A 15,181-nucleotide genomic window follows, 5' to 3' on the forward strand; every position below is an offset into this window, starting at 1 on the left:
CCCCTGGCCCGCGTGGAGCGGGTCAGTCCTTCACGCCCTCCGTGACAGCGGCGTCGCCGGGACCGGCCTGGGCCGGAACCATCGCATTCGCGGAGGCGCCGTCACCGTCGGAGTTGATCTCCTCGATGAGCGCGTCGCGCTCCGGGGTGTCCTCCGGCTTGATGAAGCCGATCAGGATGTAGAGCACCAGCGAAATCGCCAGCGGCAGCGCCACCTGGTACTGCAGCGCGACGTCCGTCTTCACCGAACCGTCGAAGTTGTAGTTGGTGAAGTAGAACGCCAGCAGTCCCGCTGCCCAGCTGACCAGCGCCGCCGTCGGGCCCGACTTACGGAACCTGCGCAGCAGACCCAGCATGAACGGGATCGCGATCGGGCCCATCAGACCCGCCACCCACTTGATGACGACGGAGATGATGTCCTTGAACGTCGGCTGGTTGATCTGGGTGGCGAGCGCCATCGACAGACCGAGGAAGCCGAGCGTGGACACCCGGGCCGCCAGCAGACCGGTGCGGTTGCTCCAGGTGCGGGCCGACTTGGAGAGGACCGGGGCGATGTCCCGGGTGAAGACGGCCGAGATGGCGTTGGCGTCCGAGGAGCACATGGCCATCGTGTGCGAGAAGAAGCCGACGACGACCAGGCCGAGCAGACCGTGCGGCAGCAGCTGCTCGGTCATCAGGGCGTAGCTGTCGGAGGCGTCCGGCTTCTGGGCGTGGACCAGCAGCGGGGCGCACCACATCGGGAAGAACAGCACCGTCGGCCAGACCAGCCACAGCACGGCGGAGAGCCGGGCCGAACGCTTCGCGGAGGCGGCGGAGTCCGTGGCCATGTAGCGCTGGGCCTGGTTCCACATGCCGCCGTTGTACTCGAAGGTCTTGATGAAGAGGTACGCCAGCAGGAACGTCACGGTGTAGGGGCCGGCCGTCGGGTCCGTGTGCCCCTCGGGCAGCTTGTCCCAGACGGTCCACAGCGTGCTGAACCCGTCGAGCTTGCTCATGGCCGCGACCAGCATCGCGACACCGGCGAGCAGCTGGATGACGAACTGCCCCAGCTCGGTCAGCGCGTCGGCCCACAGCCCGCCGACGGTGCAATAAATGGCCGTGATGGCACCGGTGATGAAGATGCCCTGGCCGATCGTGATGCCCGTGAAGACGGAGAGCAGGGTGGCGATGGCCGCCCACTTGGCACCGACGTCCACGATCTTCAGCAGCAGACCGGACCAGGCCAGCGCCTGCTGCGTCGGGATGTTGTAGCGGTTCTTCAGATACTCGAGCGGCGACGCGACATGCAGCCGCGAGCGCAGCCGGTTGAGCCGGGGCGCGAAGAGCTGGGAGCCGATGCCGATGCCGATGGCGATCGGCAGCGACCAGGTCACGAACGACGTGACGCCGAACTGGTACGCGATGCCGGCGTAACCGGTGAACATCACGGCGCTGTAGCCGGACATGTGGTGCGAGATGCCCGACAGCCACCACGGCATCTTGCCGCCGGCCGTGAAGAAGTCGCTGACGTTGTCCACACGCTTGTGGGACCAGAGTCCGATCGCAATCATCACGCCGAAGTAGCCGATGAGCACGACCCAGTCGAGACTGTTCATGTGCCCCCTCCTGGGGTCCGCCTTGTGAACGGGTGCGCACTTCGTCAGTACGGCCGTTCAGCGGGGCCCCGTGCGGGAGCGGGGACATCGGGGATTGAACCGTCTGTTCGGGCCCTCGGTCAAGGTTTTTCGCGATCAGGGATGTGAACGCCAATCAGTAAGTCGAACGATTTTACTTGTTCTTGACCTACGGAGGCGTTGTCGCGGACGTGACGGGGGCCACACGATGAGCGGGCACTTCGTCAGGCTGTACAGAACGATCAGGAGTACCGCAGAGCACAGAAAGACCGCACGGGATGCGGGTCCCGTGCGGCCGCGAAGGGGGAGAGCTGCGACTACCGCAGACGGGCCGTCTCGGCCCGGTCGGCGCATTCGGTGCGGCCGGCCTCGGGGCGTAGGGCCGTCGGCATCCGGCGGTGGCTGCCCTTGCACGCCTGAGTCCGGTCCCGGGCGGGGCGGGACCGCCTCGCCCTCACTCGCGTCACCGGCGGTTGCCGGCCCCCGGCGCTGCCATCCGTCCGGTGAGCCTTCCCGGCGCCTCGGCCTCCTGCACGCCCTCGGCGCGTGAGGTGGGCCGCGCCTGCTCCTACGCCGGCGGACCTCATGTCCAGCCGGCGGCGCCGTGTTCCCCGTATGCGGCGCGGGGCCGTCTGCCGGGTCATTGAGTGCGTCGCCGCGGAATTCCCCGCTCCTTGAGTTCCTTATGAAGCGGGCCGGCGTCGTCGGCGCGCGGTGGATCGGGTCGAGCGGCGAGCCCCCTCGGCCAGGACGGCGGACCAGTCGAGAGGGCTCCCGGCGGCACCGACACCGGTGCCGCGCCGCGATCTTCTATGGATGGGCATCGGTCAGGCGTTGATGGAGCCCTTTGCGATGTCGGACACGAAGGCGTTCCACGCGCCGGGCACGAAGGCGATCGAAGGGCCCTCGGGGACCTTCGAGTCGCGCACCGCGATCGCCTGCACGAGCGGGGACCTGACCTCGACGCAAGCGCCGTTGCCCCCGGAATACGACGACTTCGTCCACTTGTCCGTAGCACCCTGACGAATGGCCATGTTCACTCCGGTTCAGATTCTTAGAGTTGTGTGAGTGGCGCCAACCTCGTATCTGTTGGCGTGATCGACGCTACTCGCCAACATCGTTGGGCGAGAGGGCCGTTCACTCGACCGGATGGCATATTCCATTTGGGTCTTCCGCTTTGATGTGGCGACGGTGTACGGTGCCGCCGCCCCACCCGTTACATCGCCCATTTCAGCGCATGACGGACTTTGCGGAATGGCTGATCAGGTGCCCGGTGAGCCGGGTTCGGCCGGCATCCGGCCCACGTTCAGTCGTTGTTCAACCGGGCGTACTTTTTCGCGATGTCGGCGATGTAGTGCCGTGTCTGCTCCACATTCAGCGCCTGCGCCCGCAAATGCTCGTACATGACGCTGTATCGCTGTACGTCATTGGCTTTCTCCAGGTAGAGGTCGCTGGTGACGCCCTCGATGTAGACCACGCTGGAGTCCGCGGCATCCGGAAACTCGAGGATGGCGTACTGCCCGTTGATGCCGGGGTGCGCGCCCATGTCGAAAGGCAGTACCTGCACGGTCACATGGGGGAGCTGCGACAGTTCGACGAGCTGTTCCAGCTGCTCGATCATCACCTGCCTGCCGCCGACCTGGCGGCGCAGTGCGGCCTCGTCGATGACCGCCCAGAGCCGCAGTGGATGCTCCTGGTCGGTGATCCGGTCCTGGCGGCGTGCGCGGACGCTGACCCGCTTGTCGATGTCGGCCGGCGGAGCCTCCGGCAGTGCGCCGTTGATCAGTGCCTCCGCATAGCTCCGGGTCTGCAACAGGCCCGGTACGACCTGTGGTTCGTACACCCGCAGCGACTCGGCGTCGGTCTCCAGGCCGATGTAGACGCTGTACGGGATGTCGCCGAAGGCATGCCACCAGCCCTGCTGGCGGGAGTCCTTGGCCATCTGCATGAGCGAGTCGACGATCCGGTGGTCCTCGACCTCGTACACCCCGCACAGATCGCGGACGTCACGCTGGCTGATCGAACGGCGGCCGTTCTCCAGGCGGCTGATCTTCGACTGCGAGACCAGCAGGCGCTCCGCCACCTCCTCGGCCGTCATGCCCTTGAGTTCGCGCAGGCGGCGCAATTCCTGGCCCAACCGGCGTCGCCTGACGGTGGGATTGACGTTGGTCGGCACGGAAACGGCACCTCCGCTGTGTAGCTGTGCGTATCTACTGCTCAGCAGATTGCCACCCGTGGCCCCGGTTGCGCTGGGAAATGGCCACACGCAGGCGCGCGGGGCAGCCGGTGACCGGCTGCCCCGCGCGTGGTGCGGCTCCCGAACCGGGTCTTGGGGACGTCGGCGCGGCGGTATGCGGTTCCTGCGGTGGTGCGGTGTGCGGTGCGGATCGCCGGCCTAGTGGACGGCGGTGTGCACCATGCTGTCGCGACGTGACTGCGACTGCACTTGCGGTTGCAACGGCCCTCCCGCCGCCTGGTTGCGGCGCGGTTGGGCGATCGCCCCGTTCTGGACGTCCATCACGGCGTGCGCGACGAGACCGCCCATCGGGTCGTGCCTGATCAGGTCCCGGAGCCGGGAGCGCGATGAGCGCCCTTCGTTCCCGGGGTAGAGGTGCTTGCCGAGTCCGACCGCGTGGGCCAGTGCGGCGAGCGCCGCGGTCCGCGGGTCCGGCGGTACGCCGGTGCGGATCGCACTGTCCAGCCGGGATCTGATCTCCCGGCTGATCGCCGTGTCCGTCGCCTGGTAGCGAGTCGTCGGCAGCACTCCGCACATCTGACCCGCCACGGCATGCACCATGCCGCACCGCTCCAGATGCGAGAGATAGGTCTGGCGCAACCCCAGCCGGGGTCCGCCAATCCAGTGGACGGCCCGAACCGGGCTGCCGCGTCGGCGCAGCAGTTCCAGTGCGGAGTCCAGTGTCGGATCTCCTGTCGGCCGTGGCATCACCACGGCGATACGATCCCCGTCAGGGGCTATCCGTCCTGCCAGAGCCAGCTCCACTAGCTGAGCTCCGGCGAGGCCGAGGTCGAGCGACTGCGGCTGCGCTGTGGTACCCGTGGTCGGGTCCAGAGCGAGCAGCAGAAGCTCCTCCGGAATTGTTCTGCGGCTCCTGCCCATCCATGCCTCCCCGCGTGGATGAATGACAGGGTGACCCCTCTCACATTGGTCTGTCGAGAGCGCCTGGGTGCTTCGTACGGGAACCAGTAGGTATGTCGTTCTCGTCTAGCAGCGCGGCCGAGGGTTCACACAGGACACTGGTGGTTGGTTCGGACAGCGCGGGGGCGTCCCGCGGCGCATGGAGGAGGCATCGGTGGCGGGCGAGTCCCCCGACAAGTCGGAGCAGCAGAAGCCGTCGGGCACGGCTCGGAGCGAACGCGATCCGCGGCTCGCCGTCTTCCGCGAACCGGCTGCCGCGGCGGAAACCGGAACGAGCGGCAAGCAGGACACGGCGACGGCGGTGTTCGGTACGAGGCCCGCGGGCGCGGGCGAGGACTCCGCGACGGCGGTCTTCGGTACGAAGGCCGCAGCCGACCGCGAGGACGCGACGGAGGACCCCGCGGAGACCGCGCCGGGCTCCGAGGGCGCCGAGAAGGCCTCTGAGGCGCCCGGGAAGGCCTCCGAAGCGGAATCCGGGGCCACGGAGCCCGCGGAGAGTGCCGAACCCGAGGAGGGCGACGCGCGGCTTCGTGCTGCCGTTGCCGCCTGGGTGGGGAAGGGCGGCGGTGGCAGCGCCGCAGAGGAGCCCGCACCGTCCGAGGACGCCGAGACCGACACACCCGAGCACGACGACGAGGCGGCCGACGGCGGATCTGACTCCGCGGACGTGACCCCCACCCCGGCGGAGGGGAGCGCCGCGCCGGACGAGGACGCTGCGGACGCGCCGGCCGGCGCCGGTACGTCCGATGCCGCCGAGGTCCAGGACGCGACCGACGGTGAGCCTGCGGCTGCCGACGACGGCGCCGACACCGCGGAAGACCCGGCTGACCCGGAAGGCCCGGAAGAGGGCAGCGCCGAGGCCGCCGGCGACGACGCTTCCGACGAGGCCGGGAGCCCCCGGGCCGCAGGGACCCGCGGGGAGGACCCCGCATCCGACGGCGAGGCCACCGACACCGATGGCGACGCGGCTGACGGGGGCGACGAGCCCGCGGAAACCGTCGACGCCGACGAGCAGGCCGACGCCGCCGGAAGCGGCGAGGACACCAAGGACACCAAGGACACCAAGGACACCAAGGACACCAAGGGCCCCAAGGGCCCCAAGGGCCCCAAGGACGCCGAGGACGCCGGGAGCACCGAGGACGCCGGGAGCGCCAAGGGTGGCGCCGAGGGCGAGCGCGGAATCGACCAGCCGACGACCGTCTTCAAGGCCGTCCGGCGGGAGCAGATCGACCAGCCGACGACCGCGCTGAAGATCACACGCCCGCCGGTGAAGCCCCGGCCCGAGTCGGAGTCCGAGCCCGAGAGCCCCGCCGAGCGCACCAGCCGGTTCGTACCGCTGCGCCGCGACGACGCGCGGCCCGTTTCGGCGCCCCGCAAGCCCGAGGCGTCCGCACCCGCATCCGGTTCCGCTCCGGCCGCCCAGCAGCCGCAGGCCCCCGCACCTTCGCTCAGCGGTGCCGAGCGGACCCGGCAGCAGCCCATGCCGCCCAGGCCGCCGCTCGACCTGCTGGCCGAACTGACGAACACGCCCCCGCCGCCCGAGACCCCGGTCCGCACCGCCGTCCGGCGGGTCAAGATCTGGACTCCGCTCGTCCTGCTCCTGCTGATCGTGTTTGCGATCGTGCAGGAGGTGCGCCCGCTGCCGACGCCCGGCCTGGAGCTGTCGGCCGACCCGACGTACACCTTCGACGGTGGTGACCCGACCCTGGCCTGGCCCGGACAGGGCCAGTCCGCGGTGACGGTGGACGGTGTCGGTTCCCTCGGCACCGAGGGGGCGCAGAAGCCCGCGCCGATCGCCAGCGTCGCCAAGGTCATGACGGCGTACGTGGTCCTCAAGGGCCACCCCCTCACAGGCAAGGAGGAGGGGGAGAAGATCACCGTCGACCAACAGGCGGAGGACGAGTCCAAGCGTGCCGAGGAATCGACGGCCCCTCTGAAGAAGGATCAGCGGCTCACCGAGAAGCAGCTGCTCCAGCTCCTGATGATCCCCTCGGGGAACAACGCGGCGCGCCTCTTCGCCCGCTGGGACGCCCCGAACGAGGCGGCCTTCGTGACGAAGATGAACGACGCGGCCAAGGCGCTCGGGATGGACAGCACCACGTACACGGACCCGAGCGGTCTGAAGAAGACCACCGTGTCCACCGCCTCCGATCAGCTCAAGCTGGCCAAGGCGGTGATGCAGAACGAGGTGTTCCGGCAGATCGTCGACACGCCCCAGATCGACATCGAGGGCATCGGCGGCACGATCTACAACAACAACACCCTTCTGCTGCAGCCCGGTGTGAGCGGCATCAAGACGGGCTCCTCCACCCCGGCGGGCGGCAACCTCCTCTGGTCCGCCAACACCATCGTGGACGGCAAGAAGCTCTGGATCTACGGAGCCGTCATGGGCCAGCAGGCCGGCACCGGCCGGGTCTACGACAGCCTTCAGCAGTCGCTGGACAAGAGCCTCAAGCTGATCCAGGACGCGCAGAAGGCCGTCACCTCCGCGACGGTCGTCAAGAAGGGCGATGTCGTCGGGTACGTGGACGACGGCTTCGGCGGCAGGACCCCGGTGGTCGCCACGAAGAACCTCAAGGCGATGGGCTGGCCGGGTCTCAAGGTCGAACTGGCCGTGACGGGGAACGGCAAGAAGATCTCGAACACCGCGACGGCGGGCACCGCGGTCGGCCTGGTGACCGTGGGATCGGGCGCCGGCAAGGTCAGTGCCCCGGTCGCCCTCCAGCAGGACCTGAAGGAACCGACGTTCGGCCAGAAGCTGACCCGGATCGGCTGAGGTCCGCGGGGAAGGGGGTGCCTGTCCCGGCACCCCCTTCCCGATTGCGTACGTGTTAGCGTCCGGGACAACCGGAGAGCGCCGTACAGCGTCCTCGCAGGTGTACGGAGCACGTGGCACGGGATACGGAGACGGCGGAAACGGGGAGAGACCGTAGTGACCACCGCGGAGCCGATACCCGGCCGTGCAGCGGCCGGGACCAGCAAGGTGCGAGGCGACGTGACGAGCGGCAGCGGTGGCGGCGGTACGGACGTCCGGCTGCCCGCGCCGCGCACGGAACCGCACATCGACCCGCCGGAGCCGAACCGCACCCGGCGACTGCTCCGCCATCCGGTGACCATCGCGACGGCGGCAGCCGCCGTCACCCACATCCTCTGGTTCCTCTTCTTCGCCAACAGCGGCGGCGACCTCGCGGCGCAGGACGCCTGGGCCGAGTTCGTCGGACGGCACCCGGGAACCGCGTACAACCTCGCCTGGTACGGAGGCATGCACCCCGTCTCGTACAGCGTGGTGTCGCCGTATCTGATGTCGGTGCTCGGCGTCCGCACGACGATGATGATCGCCGGGACGGTGTCGGCGGGACTGACCGCGCTGATCCTGGTCCGGGTCCGGGCCGTCCGTAACACCGTCGCCTGCTCGCTCGCGGGGGTGTTCGCCTATCTGTGCAACGCGCTGTCCGGACGCGTGACGTTCGGGCTCGGCATGATGTTCGCGCTGGGCGCGGTGGCAGCGGTGTTCTGCTGGCCGTACCGATGGCGTCACAAGCGGTGGGCGAAGGCGGCCGTCGCCGCGCCGCTCGCCGGGCTCGCCACCGCGGGCAGTCCCGTCGCGGGGCTGTTCCTCGGAGTGGTGGCCGCCGCGCTGTTCCTGAACAAGCGGCGCCCGGGTGCCTACGCACTGGGCCTGGCGCCGGTCGCCGTCGTGGGGCTGTCCGCGTGGCTGTTCCCGTTCTCGGGGACGCAGCCGATGTCACTGGCGACCGTGTCCCTGCCGTTCCTCTTCGCCGTCTTCGTCTTCTTCCTCGTACCCGCCGACTGGCGCACGGTGCGCACCGCCGCGGCCGTCTACGGGGTCGGGACCCTCCTCACCTACGTCGTCGACTCGCAGATCGGCTCGAACGTCACACGGATGGCGATGCTGTTCGCCGGGGTCGTGCTGCTCGCCGCTCTGCCGTACGCCGTGCCGCGGTCCCGGCGCTGGTACGCCCTGCTCCTGACGTTCGTCGGGCTGAACGTCTGGATCGGCTTCAAGGGCGTCGACGACATAGTCCGTACCGCACCTGCCGCGTCATGGACCCGTGAGCTGGCCCCGCTGGTCAACGAGCTCCAGACGGTCGGCGCGGAACGCGGCAGGGTCGAGGTGGTGCCCGCGAGGAGCCACCGGGAGGCGTCCGCGCTCGCGCCGTACGTCAACCTGGCCCGCGGCTGGAACCGGCAGGCCGACATGGATCGCAACCCGCTCTTCTACGACGACACCCTGAACTCCGCGAACTACCGTCGGTGGCTCGACCGCTGGGCCGTGCACTACGTGGTGCTCCCCACGGGGGAGCCCGACGCGAGCGGAGCGGTGCGGGAGGCGGAACTGGTCCAGAAGGGGCAGCCGTACCTGAAGCTGATCTGGTCCGACTCCAACTGGCAGCTCTTCCAGGTCGCCGGGCCGGTGCCGTTGGCCGATCCGCCCGCGACGGTGGACCGGGCCGGTGCGGGCGAGCTGACCATCCATGTGAAGCGGGCGGGCCGGGTGCTGATCCGGATCCCGTACTCGCCCTGGCTCGCCCTCGTCGACGACGAGGGCCGGAGCGTGGAGCGACCACGGGAGACCGAGGCGTCCAAGCACCGCGTGGACCAGGACAGCTCACGGACCTTCGTCAACACCAACGGCTGCCTGATCAAGGTGGACGAGGACGAGGACGGCGACGAGTGGACGGAACTGCTCGCGCCGCGCCCCGGGGTGTACCGGCTGGCGGCCCCGTACCAGCTGTCGCCGGGCACACCCTGCCCGGACGAGCTGCGCTGAGCCGGCGGCGCGAGGGCAGGGCGATCGTGCGCGATCTCTCCCTGCGGGCGCGATGCCCTGGCATGGTGTGCTGCCATGAGGTGCCAACGGTGCGGTGGTGAACAGCGGGGGTCGCTGCCGGGAATGGTCTGCCCGGGCTGCGGATCGGTGGTCCGCCCGGTCGGCGGGGACGGTTCCTGGATCGCGCGCGAGACGCTGGCGGGCCGGTTGTCCACACTGCCCCGAGGCCGGAAGGCGCTGCTGGCGGCGGGAGTTGTGGTGGTGGCCGGCTCGCTGGTCACGGCCGGATCGCTCCTCGCGTCGGGGGGCGACAGCGGCAGGCGCGCGGGTGCGGTGGGACGGGCGGGTGTGCCACCGGGCGACATCAGGGGCGGCGCCCCCACCCGGATCGGACCTGCGGGCACGGAGGGCCCGGACCCGGCGGACCCCACCGCCTCGGGGTCCGCGTCGCCGCGGAGCCCGTCACCCGGTCGGTCCGGGGCCCCCGGAACGACTCCCGGCAAAGGCGGCTACACCTACACCGCCTGGGCGGGTCCCGGCTGCACGACCGGTGAATACCGGGAGGGCGGACGGTTCGAGGACGGTGACGACGGCTGGTACACGGTCGACTCCGGCGGTTACCGGGGGAGTTCGTGCGACGGCCGGTTCAGCGCCGTGCCGATGTCCGGCAGCCCGACCGAGGACCGGGGCAACACCGCCACCTGGTCCTGGCACCTGGGCCGCGGCTTCGAGGAGTGCGCGCTGACCGTCTTCGTGCCGAACAGCGGCCGCGACCGTGACGTCGCGGGCAGCCCCACCGTGTACCGGGTCCTCTCGGACCCCGACGACGCCGACTCCGCGTACACGGGCTTCGCGGTACGCCAGACCGACCACCGCGGCACTCCGGTCGAGGTGAACAGCTACCCGGTCAAGGGCAACACCTTCGCGGTGCAGCTGGTGGACCGTGGCCGCGACTGGGGCGACAGGGAGCTGGTGGGTGCGCATCACGCCGCCGCGCAGCTGAAAGTGGCCTGCCGCTGACCGCCCCGGGCATCGCGTGCCACGGCCCGGGTCCGCCGGCACCGGGCACACGGAAACGGCACCTGCCGGCCCAACCGGGCGGTCATAGTGGACGCATGAGCCTGACCACCGATGGGGAGCCACCCGGACCCGTGCGGTTCCATCTCAGGTGCGACCGCCGGGGATGCGGGGCACGGGCCGTGTTCGACATGGTCATCGCGGACCCGCCGCCGGACATCGCGACCGACCTGTTCGGCCACATCCTGCACAGCGTGACGATCGCCTCCCCGCACATCGAGGAGCTCGGCTGGGTCCACATCCAGCATGAGGGCTACTGGTGCCCGACCTGTGCCGCACCGGGCCGACGGCCGAGGTCGAGAGGCGTCACGGCCTCCTGACCGGCGGGTCGTGACACGGTTCGGCGCCCGCCGAAGCGTTACACCCCTACCGTCGGACCATGAACACGGCGACCGACGGCACCTCCGCGAACGGCCCTGCCGCCTTCGCGGCCTTCACCGAGCTGCACCACCCGTCGGACGGTGTGCCGCTGCTGCTCCCCAACGCCTGGGACCACGCCTCCGCGCAGGCCCTGGCAGCGCAGGGATTCCGCGCCATCGGCACCACGAGCCTCGCGGTGGCCGCGGCGGCCGGACTGCCCGACGGTACGGGGGCGACCCGGGCGGAGACGCTGCTGCTGGCCCGACGGCTGGGGGCGGGCCCGTACCTCCTCTCGGTCGATGCCGAGGGCGGTTTCGGCGACGACCCGGCAGAGGTGGCCGAGCTGGCCCGTGAGCTCGCGGACGCCGGGGCGGTCGGCATCAACCTGGAGGACGGCAGGACCGACGGCACGCTGGCCCCTGTCGAACTGCACGCTGCGAAGATCGCGGCGGTCAAGGCCGCGGCGCCGCACCTCTTCGTGAACGCGCGCACCGACACGCACTGGCTCGGCGGTGAACACGCAACGGGGACGGCGAGCCGCCTCGACGCCTATCAACAGGCCGGTGCGGACGGTGTGTTCGTGCCGGGCCTGTCCGACCCGTCGCTGATCGCCGGGCTGGTGCGGAACGTGGACGTGCCGCTGAACATCCTGTACTCGCCGTCCGGCCCCACGGTCGCGCAACTGGGCGACCTGGGGGTACGGAGGGTGAGTCTCGGCTCGCTGCTGTACCGGGCGGCACTGGGTGCGGCGATGGGCGTCGCGGCTGACATCGGGGCGGGCCGCCCGGTGGGCGGGTCCGGGTTCGGGGACGTACCGACGTACGCACAGGTGCAGAGCCTGAGCACGCGGCGGCCGGCCCCGAACCCGGGGCGGGCGGACGGTCAGTCGGTCAGTACCTCTCCGAAGTAGCCGAAGCCACCGGGTCCGCCGACCGAGAGCGAGCCGAACGAGGTGGATCCCGTGGCGGTGATGCCGCTCGCACCGGCCTTGACGAGCCATGCGGAACCGGCGTTGCCGTTCTCTCCGTAGGCCCCGGCCACCAGCTCCGCGCGGCCGTCGTTGTTGCTGTCCACGAGCTGCACGGCGCCGCCGAAGTGGTCATGGTCCTCGGCGACGCCGGGAACTCCCGCCGTGTCCTGGGTGAAGCTTCTGGACCCGGTGCCGGTCAGCCCGGCGGCCGAGCCGCGCAGCACGGTGACCATGCCCGCGCCGAAGGTGCTGGTGCCCAGGGTCTCGCTCTGCGCGCCGACGGCGACATCGGCGTACCCGTCGCCGTCGGTGTCGCCCGCCGACAGGCTCCAGCCGAACTCGTCGAACCGTTCGGCTGCACCGGGGACACCGGGGGTGTCCTGGTCGATACGGACCCGGGGGCGGGTGGACAGGCCGTCGGCGCCCCCGTACGTCACCGTGAGCGCGCCCCCGTGGCCGCCGTCCGGCTCCTGGGCGCGCTTCTCCATGGGTTCGCCGGTGACGATGTCGCCGTAACCGTCCTTGTCGACGTCGGCGATGACTCCGGCGCGGCCGCCCGCGACGGTCCCGACCTCCTTGAGGCCGGTGGCACGGCCCGAGTACAGCACACCGGCGTTGACGTAGTCCCCGTCCGTTTCCCGCATCCCCATGACCAGCAGGTCGGCGGCACGGTCCCCGTCGACCTGCCCGGCGACGAGCCTCCTGGGCGTGATGCCGGTCGAGTGCGTGACGGAGAGTTCCGTCCTGCCCGCACTCTCCCCGGTGCGGCTGATCGGCCCCCTGAAGACGAACAGATCGCTGTACGCGTTGTTGACGGCCGCCAGATCGGTCCTGCCGTCCCCGTCGAAGTCGCCGGCGGCGACGCCCAGCCCCAGCGCGTTGCGCTGGTCCCCGGGCATCGGTGCCGCGATGTCGGTGGACGCCCTGAGGCCCGTCGGACTGCCCCAGATCACGGTGAGGACCCCGGTCGAGCGGGTGGAGCCGATCCGCTCCTCGGGCACGCCGACGACGAGGTCGGTGTATCCGTCGCCGTCGAGATCGCCGGTGGTGAGCTGGGCCCCGAAGGCGTCTCCCTCCTCCGGAACGCCGGTGATACCGGTGGTGGCCTGACTGATGAGGGCGTGCTTCGACTTGTCGAGGCCGTTCCTGGTGCCGTACACCACGGCGATGTACCCCGCTCCGCCCTTGCCGCCGGCTGCGGCGCGGGGCGCGGAGACGGCGATGTCGCGGTAGCCGTCGCCGTTGAAGTCGCCCTGCAGCCCGGAGGGCGCGGCGGCGGCGGTGCCCGCTCCGGCGACGAGCAGTCCACCGGTGAGGGCGGCCGCGGCGGCGGTGACGAGGGTGACACGGAGGCGCTGGTGCATACGGATCTTCTTCTCCTGCGGCATGCCGACGGCCCGTCGGACTTCCGAAGTCATCGGGTGCGAATCGCCCGGGTTTCCTGGGACTCTGTGTCGCGTGCACGGGCTGTTCACCGTTGAGGGGACCGCTGAAGGGGCCCGGGGGTTGTACAGGCTCATGAATCGGGGGGACCAGGGGGACGAGAGGGCCTCGGGCGCGGGCGTGGGGGGTGTGTGGTGGCGCTCCCGGGTGCCATGGGCGCAGTCCGGGCAACCGTGGGTGTCACCTGCCGTGACCGGCCTCGGAGCATCGATATGCCTACGGGACAGCCCTTGTGGGGCCCCATCGAAGCGCACAGGCCGCCCCGCTCGGGCCAGGTGAGCCGCCTGGCCTAATCATCGCGCCGATGGTCACGAACGGGTCCAACCTGGGTGCAGACGGTAGGACCACCGGCCGTCGCCCCCGTCGCTTGTCGCGTGGCGGGTGTTCCTGCCTCCCCTGGGACCTCGATGAACGCACCTCTGACGCCCATCAGCGTGATCAGTGACTGCCCACTGCTTCTTCACGGCCTCGCGCACGTGATCAACCCTGAGCCGGATCTGAAGATTGTGACCTCGGTCGGGAAGGCCGGGGACCATCGCAGCGAGGGGAACGGCGAAGAGGTTGTCCTGCTCAACCTGAGGCAGCCGACCTGGGAGACATCCCATGACGTTGCCAGGCTGCACCGGCAAGGCCATCCGGTCATCGTGCTGTCGGACTCCGAAACGCAGTCGGACGTGGTTCTGTGCATCAAGGCAGGCGCACGAGGTTACCTGGGGCAGCGAATCGGCGAGACGGAGCTGCTCACAGCCATCCGTGCCGTGGCCTCGGGTCTCAGTTATTTCTCCACCCATCTCAACGGCCAGATCCTGCCCTCACCGCCACCCCGTATAACCGACCGCGAGAGGCAGATCCTGCAGCTCCTGGCCAGTGGCGCCACGGACCGGGAGATCGCCGCCAAATTGAACATCACCGAAAACACAGTGCATTCGCATCTGGACCGACTCCGTAGTAAGAGTGGGTCTCACCGTAGAGCGGATCTGACCCGGCTGGCGCTCCGTTACGGCCTGACCGGCGATTGACTCCGGGTGGGTAGGCAGTTCTACCCACAGGAAAGTCGGCAGTTCTACCCTCACCCAGACCAGCATTTCTGCCCCTTGTTCTTCTGGGCGACGTGAACAAGCCTTGTGTTGGGAACGCGATGCGGCAGCTCCGGACAGGCGCTGCAAGCAAAGCTTCGTGTCACACGGCTTGTGCGGCTTCCCAGTCGAGATCTCCCGAATCCTCAAGGGGCTGACCATGAAGAAGAGGCTATGGCAGAGCATCGGTGTCGCGGCAGCCGCTTGCTTGACGGCAAGCACGATCGGCGTTACAGCCGCGTATTCCAGCGACACACCCCAGAACACGCGCGCTGTATCTGCCCAACAGGCAGAGAAGGGCCACGCCCGCGGTGTAGCCAAGATGCCGGACCGCCTCGTGTGCTTCAAGCGAAACCTGGCGGATCTGAAATGCTTCTCCACGGCCAATGTTCCTGGGCCCGGCAACCCTCTCGTCATCCTCGTTCCCGTAGGACGGCCGTTCCCCAACCTTGCCCGCTTTGTGCAAGGCAATGTCCAGGGCAATGTCCAGGGCAACGTCAGGGGCAATGCTCAGGGCAACGTCCAGGGGAACGTCGCGGGTAACGCTCAGGGCAATGTCCAGGGCAACGTCCAGGGCAATGTCGCGGGTAACGCCCAGGGCAATGCTCAGGGCAATGTCCAGGGCAATGTCGCGGGTAACGCGGCGGGCAATGCTCAGGGCAATGTCCAGGGCAATGTCGCGGGTAACGCGGCG

11 protein-coding genes and 1 pseudogene are annotated in these 15,181 nt (G+C 69.7%); 7 read left to right on the forward strand and 5 right to left on the reverse strand.

Annotated elements, in window-relative coordinates; all coding sequences use genetic code 11:
- Nucleotides 1-22: 22 nt before the first annotated feature.
- The 4 genes from ACFVXE_RS18495 to ACFVXE_RS18510 all read right to left on the reverse strand — a co-directional run bounded on the left by ACFVXE_RS18495 (nucleotide 23) and on the right by ACFVXE_RS18510 (nucleotide 4,730).
- Complete coding sequence (locus ACFVXE_RS18495; protein ID WP_389672204.1) at nucleotides 23-1,594, reverse strand: sodium:solute symporter family protein; 1,572 nt, start codon at nucleotides 1,592-1,594, stop codon at nucleotides 23-25.
- 845 nt (nucleotides 1,595-2,439) lie between these two features.
- Nucleotides 2,440-2,646 (reverse strand): DUF397 domain-containing protein, encoded by a 207-nt coding sequence (locus tag ACFVXE_RS18500; RefSeq protein WP_389672205.1) that lies wholly within the window; start codon nucleotides 2,644-2,646, stop codon nucleotides 2,440-2,442.
- Nucleotides 2,647-2,918: 272 nt separating this feature from the next.
- Nucleotides 2,919-3,788, reverse strand: coding sequence for a helix-turn-helix domain-containing protein (locus ACFVXE_RS18505; RefSeq protein WP_389672206.1), 870 nt, complete (start codon nucleotides 3,786-3,788; stop codon nucleotides 2,919-2,921).
- Between the two features lie 219 nt (nucleotides 3,789-4,007).
- On the reverse strand, nucleotides 4,008-4,730 hold the full coding sequence (locus ACFVXE_RS18510; RefSeq protein ID WP_389672207.1) for a GPP34 family phosphoprotein: 723 nt from the start codon (nucleotides 4,728-4,730) through the stop codon (nucleotides 4,008-4,010).
- A 193-nt stretch (nucleotides 4,731-4,923) separates the two neighbouring features.
- On the opposite strand from ACFVXE_RS18510, the gene ACFVXE_RS18515 reads away from it, so the two are divergent.
- The 5 genes from ACFVXE_RS18515 to ACFVXE_RS18535 all read left to right on the forward strand — a co-directional run bounded on the left by ACFVXE_RS18515 (nucleotide 4,924) and on the right by ACFVXE_RS18535 (nucleotide 11,908).
- Entirely contained in the window at nucleotides 4,924-7,545 is a 2,622-nt protein-coding gene (locus tag ACFVXE_RS18515; RefSeq protein ID WP_389672208.1) for a serine hydrolase, read from the forward strand.
- A gap of 156 nt (nucleotides 7,546-7,701) precedes the next feature.
- On the forward strand, nucleotides 7,702-9,561 hold the full coding sequence (locus tag ACFVXE_RS18520) for an MFS transporter (protein ID WP_389672209.1): 1,860 nt from the start codon (nucleotides 7,702-7,704) through the stop codon (nucleotides 9,559-9,561).
- Between the two features lie 75 nt (nucleotides 9,562-9,636).
- Nucleotides 9,637-10,581: an adhesin gene (locus tag ACFVXE_RS18525; protein WP_389672210.1), complete on the forward strand. Its 945-nt coding sequence runs from the start codon at nucleotides 9,637-9,639 to the stop codon at nucleotides 10,579-10,581.
- 95 nt (nucleotides 10,582-10,676) lie between these two features.
- Nucleotides 10,677-10,958, forward strand: coding sequence for a hypothetical protein (locus ACFVXE_RS18530; RefSeq protein ID WP_389672211.1), 282 nt, complete (start codon nucleotides 10,677-10,679; stop codon nucleotides 10,956-10,958).
- 59 nt (nucleotides 10,959-11,017) lie between these two features.
- Nucleotides 11,018-11,908 (forward strand): isocitrate lyase/phosphoenolpyruvate mutase family protein, encoded by an 891-nt coding sequence (locus ACFVXE_RS18535; RefSeq protein ID WP_389672212.1) that lies wholly within the window; start codon nucleotides 11,018-11,020, stop codon nucleotides 11,906-11,908.
- Here the strand turns inward: ACFVXE_RS18535 and ACFVXE_RS18540 are convergent.
- Nucleotides 11,881-13,386, reverse strand: a complete 1,506-nt coding sequence (locus ACFVXE_RS18540; protein ID WP_389672213.1) for an FG-GAP and VCBS repeat-containing protein — start codon at nucleotides 13,384-13,386, stop codon at nucleotides 11,881-11,883. The two genes, ACFVXE_RS18535 and ACFVXE_RS18540, sit on opposite strands and share 28 nt — an antisense overlap.
- 432 nt (nucleotides 13,387-13,818) lie before the next feature.
- On the opposite strand from ACFVXE_RS18540, the gene ACFVXE_RS18545 reads away from it, so the two are divergent.
- Both ACFVXE_RS18545 and ACFVXE_RS18550 read left to right on the forward strand, forming a co-directional pair.
- Nucleotides 13,819-14,430, forward strand: coding sequence for a LuxR C-terminal-related transcriptional regulator (locus ACFVXE_RS18545; RefSeq protein ID WP_389672214.1), 612 nt, complete (start codon nucleotides 13,819-13,821; stop codon nucleotides 14,428-14,430).
- A gap of 217 nt (nucleotides 14,431-14,647) precedes the next feature.
- Nucleotides 14,648-15,181, forward strand: a pseudogene (locus tag ACFVXE_RS18550) (hypothetical protein); the annotation flags it as partial.

The organism is Streptomyces sp. NPDC058231 (assembly GCF_042882275.1).
GTDB lineage: Bacteria > Actinomycetota > Actinomycetes > Streptomycetales > Streptomycetaceae > Streptomyces.

Coding starts and splice junctions, on each gene's coding strand:
- ACFVXE_RS18495 (WP_389672204.1), bottom strand. CDS start 1,594: ATGAACAGTCTCGACTGGGTCGTGCTCATCGGCTACTTCGGCGTGATG.
- ACFVXE_RS18500 (WP_389672205.1), bottom strand. CDS start 2,646: ATGGCCATTCGTCAGGGTGCTACGGACAAGTGGACGAAGTCGTCGTAT.
- ACFVXE_RS18510 (WP_389672207.1), bottom strand. CDS start 4,730: ATGGGCAGGAGCCGCAGAACAATTCCGGAGGAGCTTCTGCTGCTCGCT.
- ACFVXE_RS18525 (WP_389672210.1), top strand. CDS start 9,637: ATGAGGTGCCAACGGTGCGGTGGTGAACAGCGGGGGTCGCTGCCGGGA.
- ACFVXE_RS18530 (WP_389672211.1), top strand. CDS start 10,677: ATGAGCCTGACCACCGATGGGGAGCCACCCGGACCCGTGCGGTTCCAT.
- ACFVXE_RS18535 (WP_389672212.1), top strand. CDS start 11,018: ATGAACACGGCGACCGACGGCACCTCCGCGAACGGCCCTGCCGCCTTC.
- ACFVXE_RS18540 (WP_389672213.1), bottom strand. CDS start 13,386: ATGACTTCGGAAGTCCGACGGGCCGTCGGCATGCCGCAGGAGAAGAAG.
- ACFVXE_RS18545 (WP_389672214.1), top strand. CDS start 13,819: ATGAACGCACCTCTGACGCCCATCAGCGTGATCAGTGACTGCCCACTG.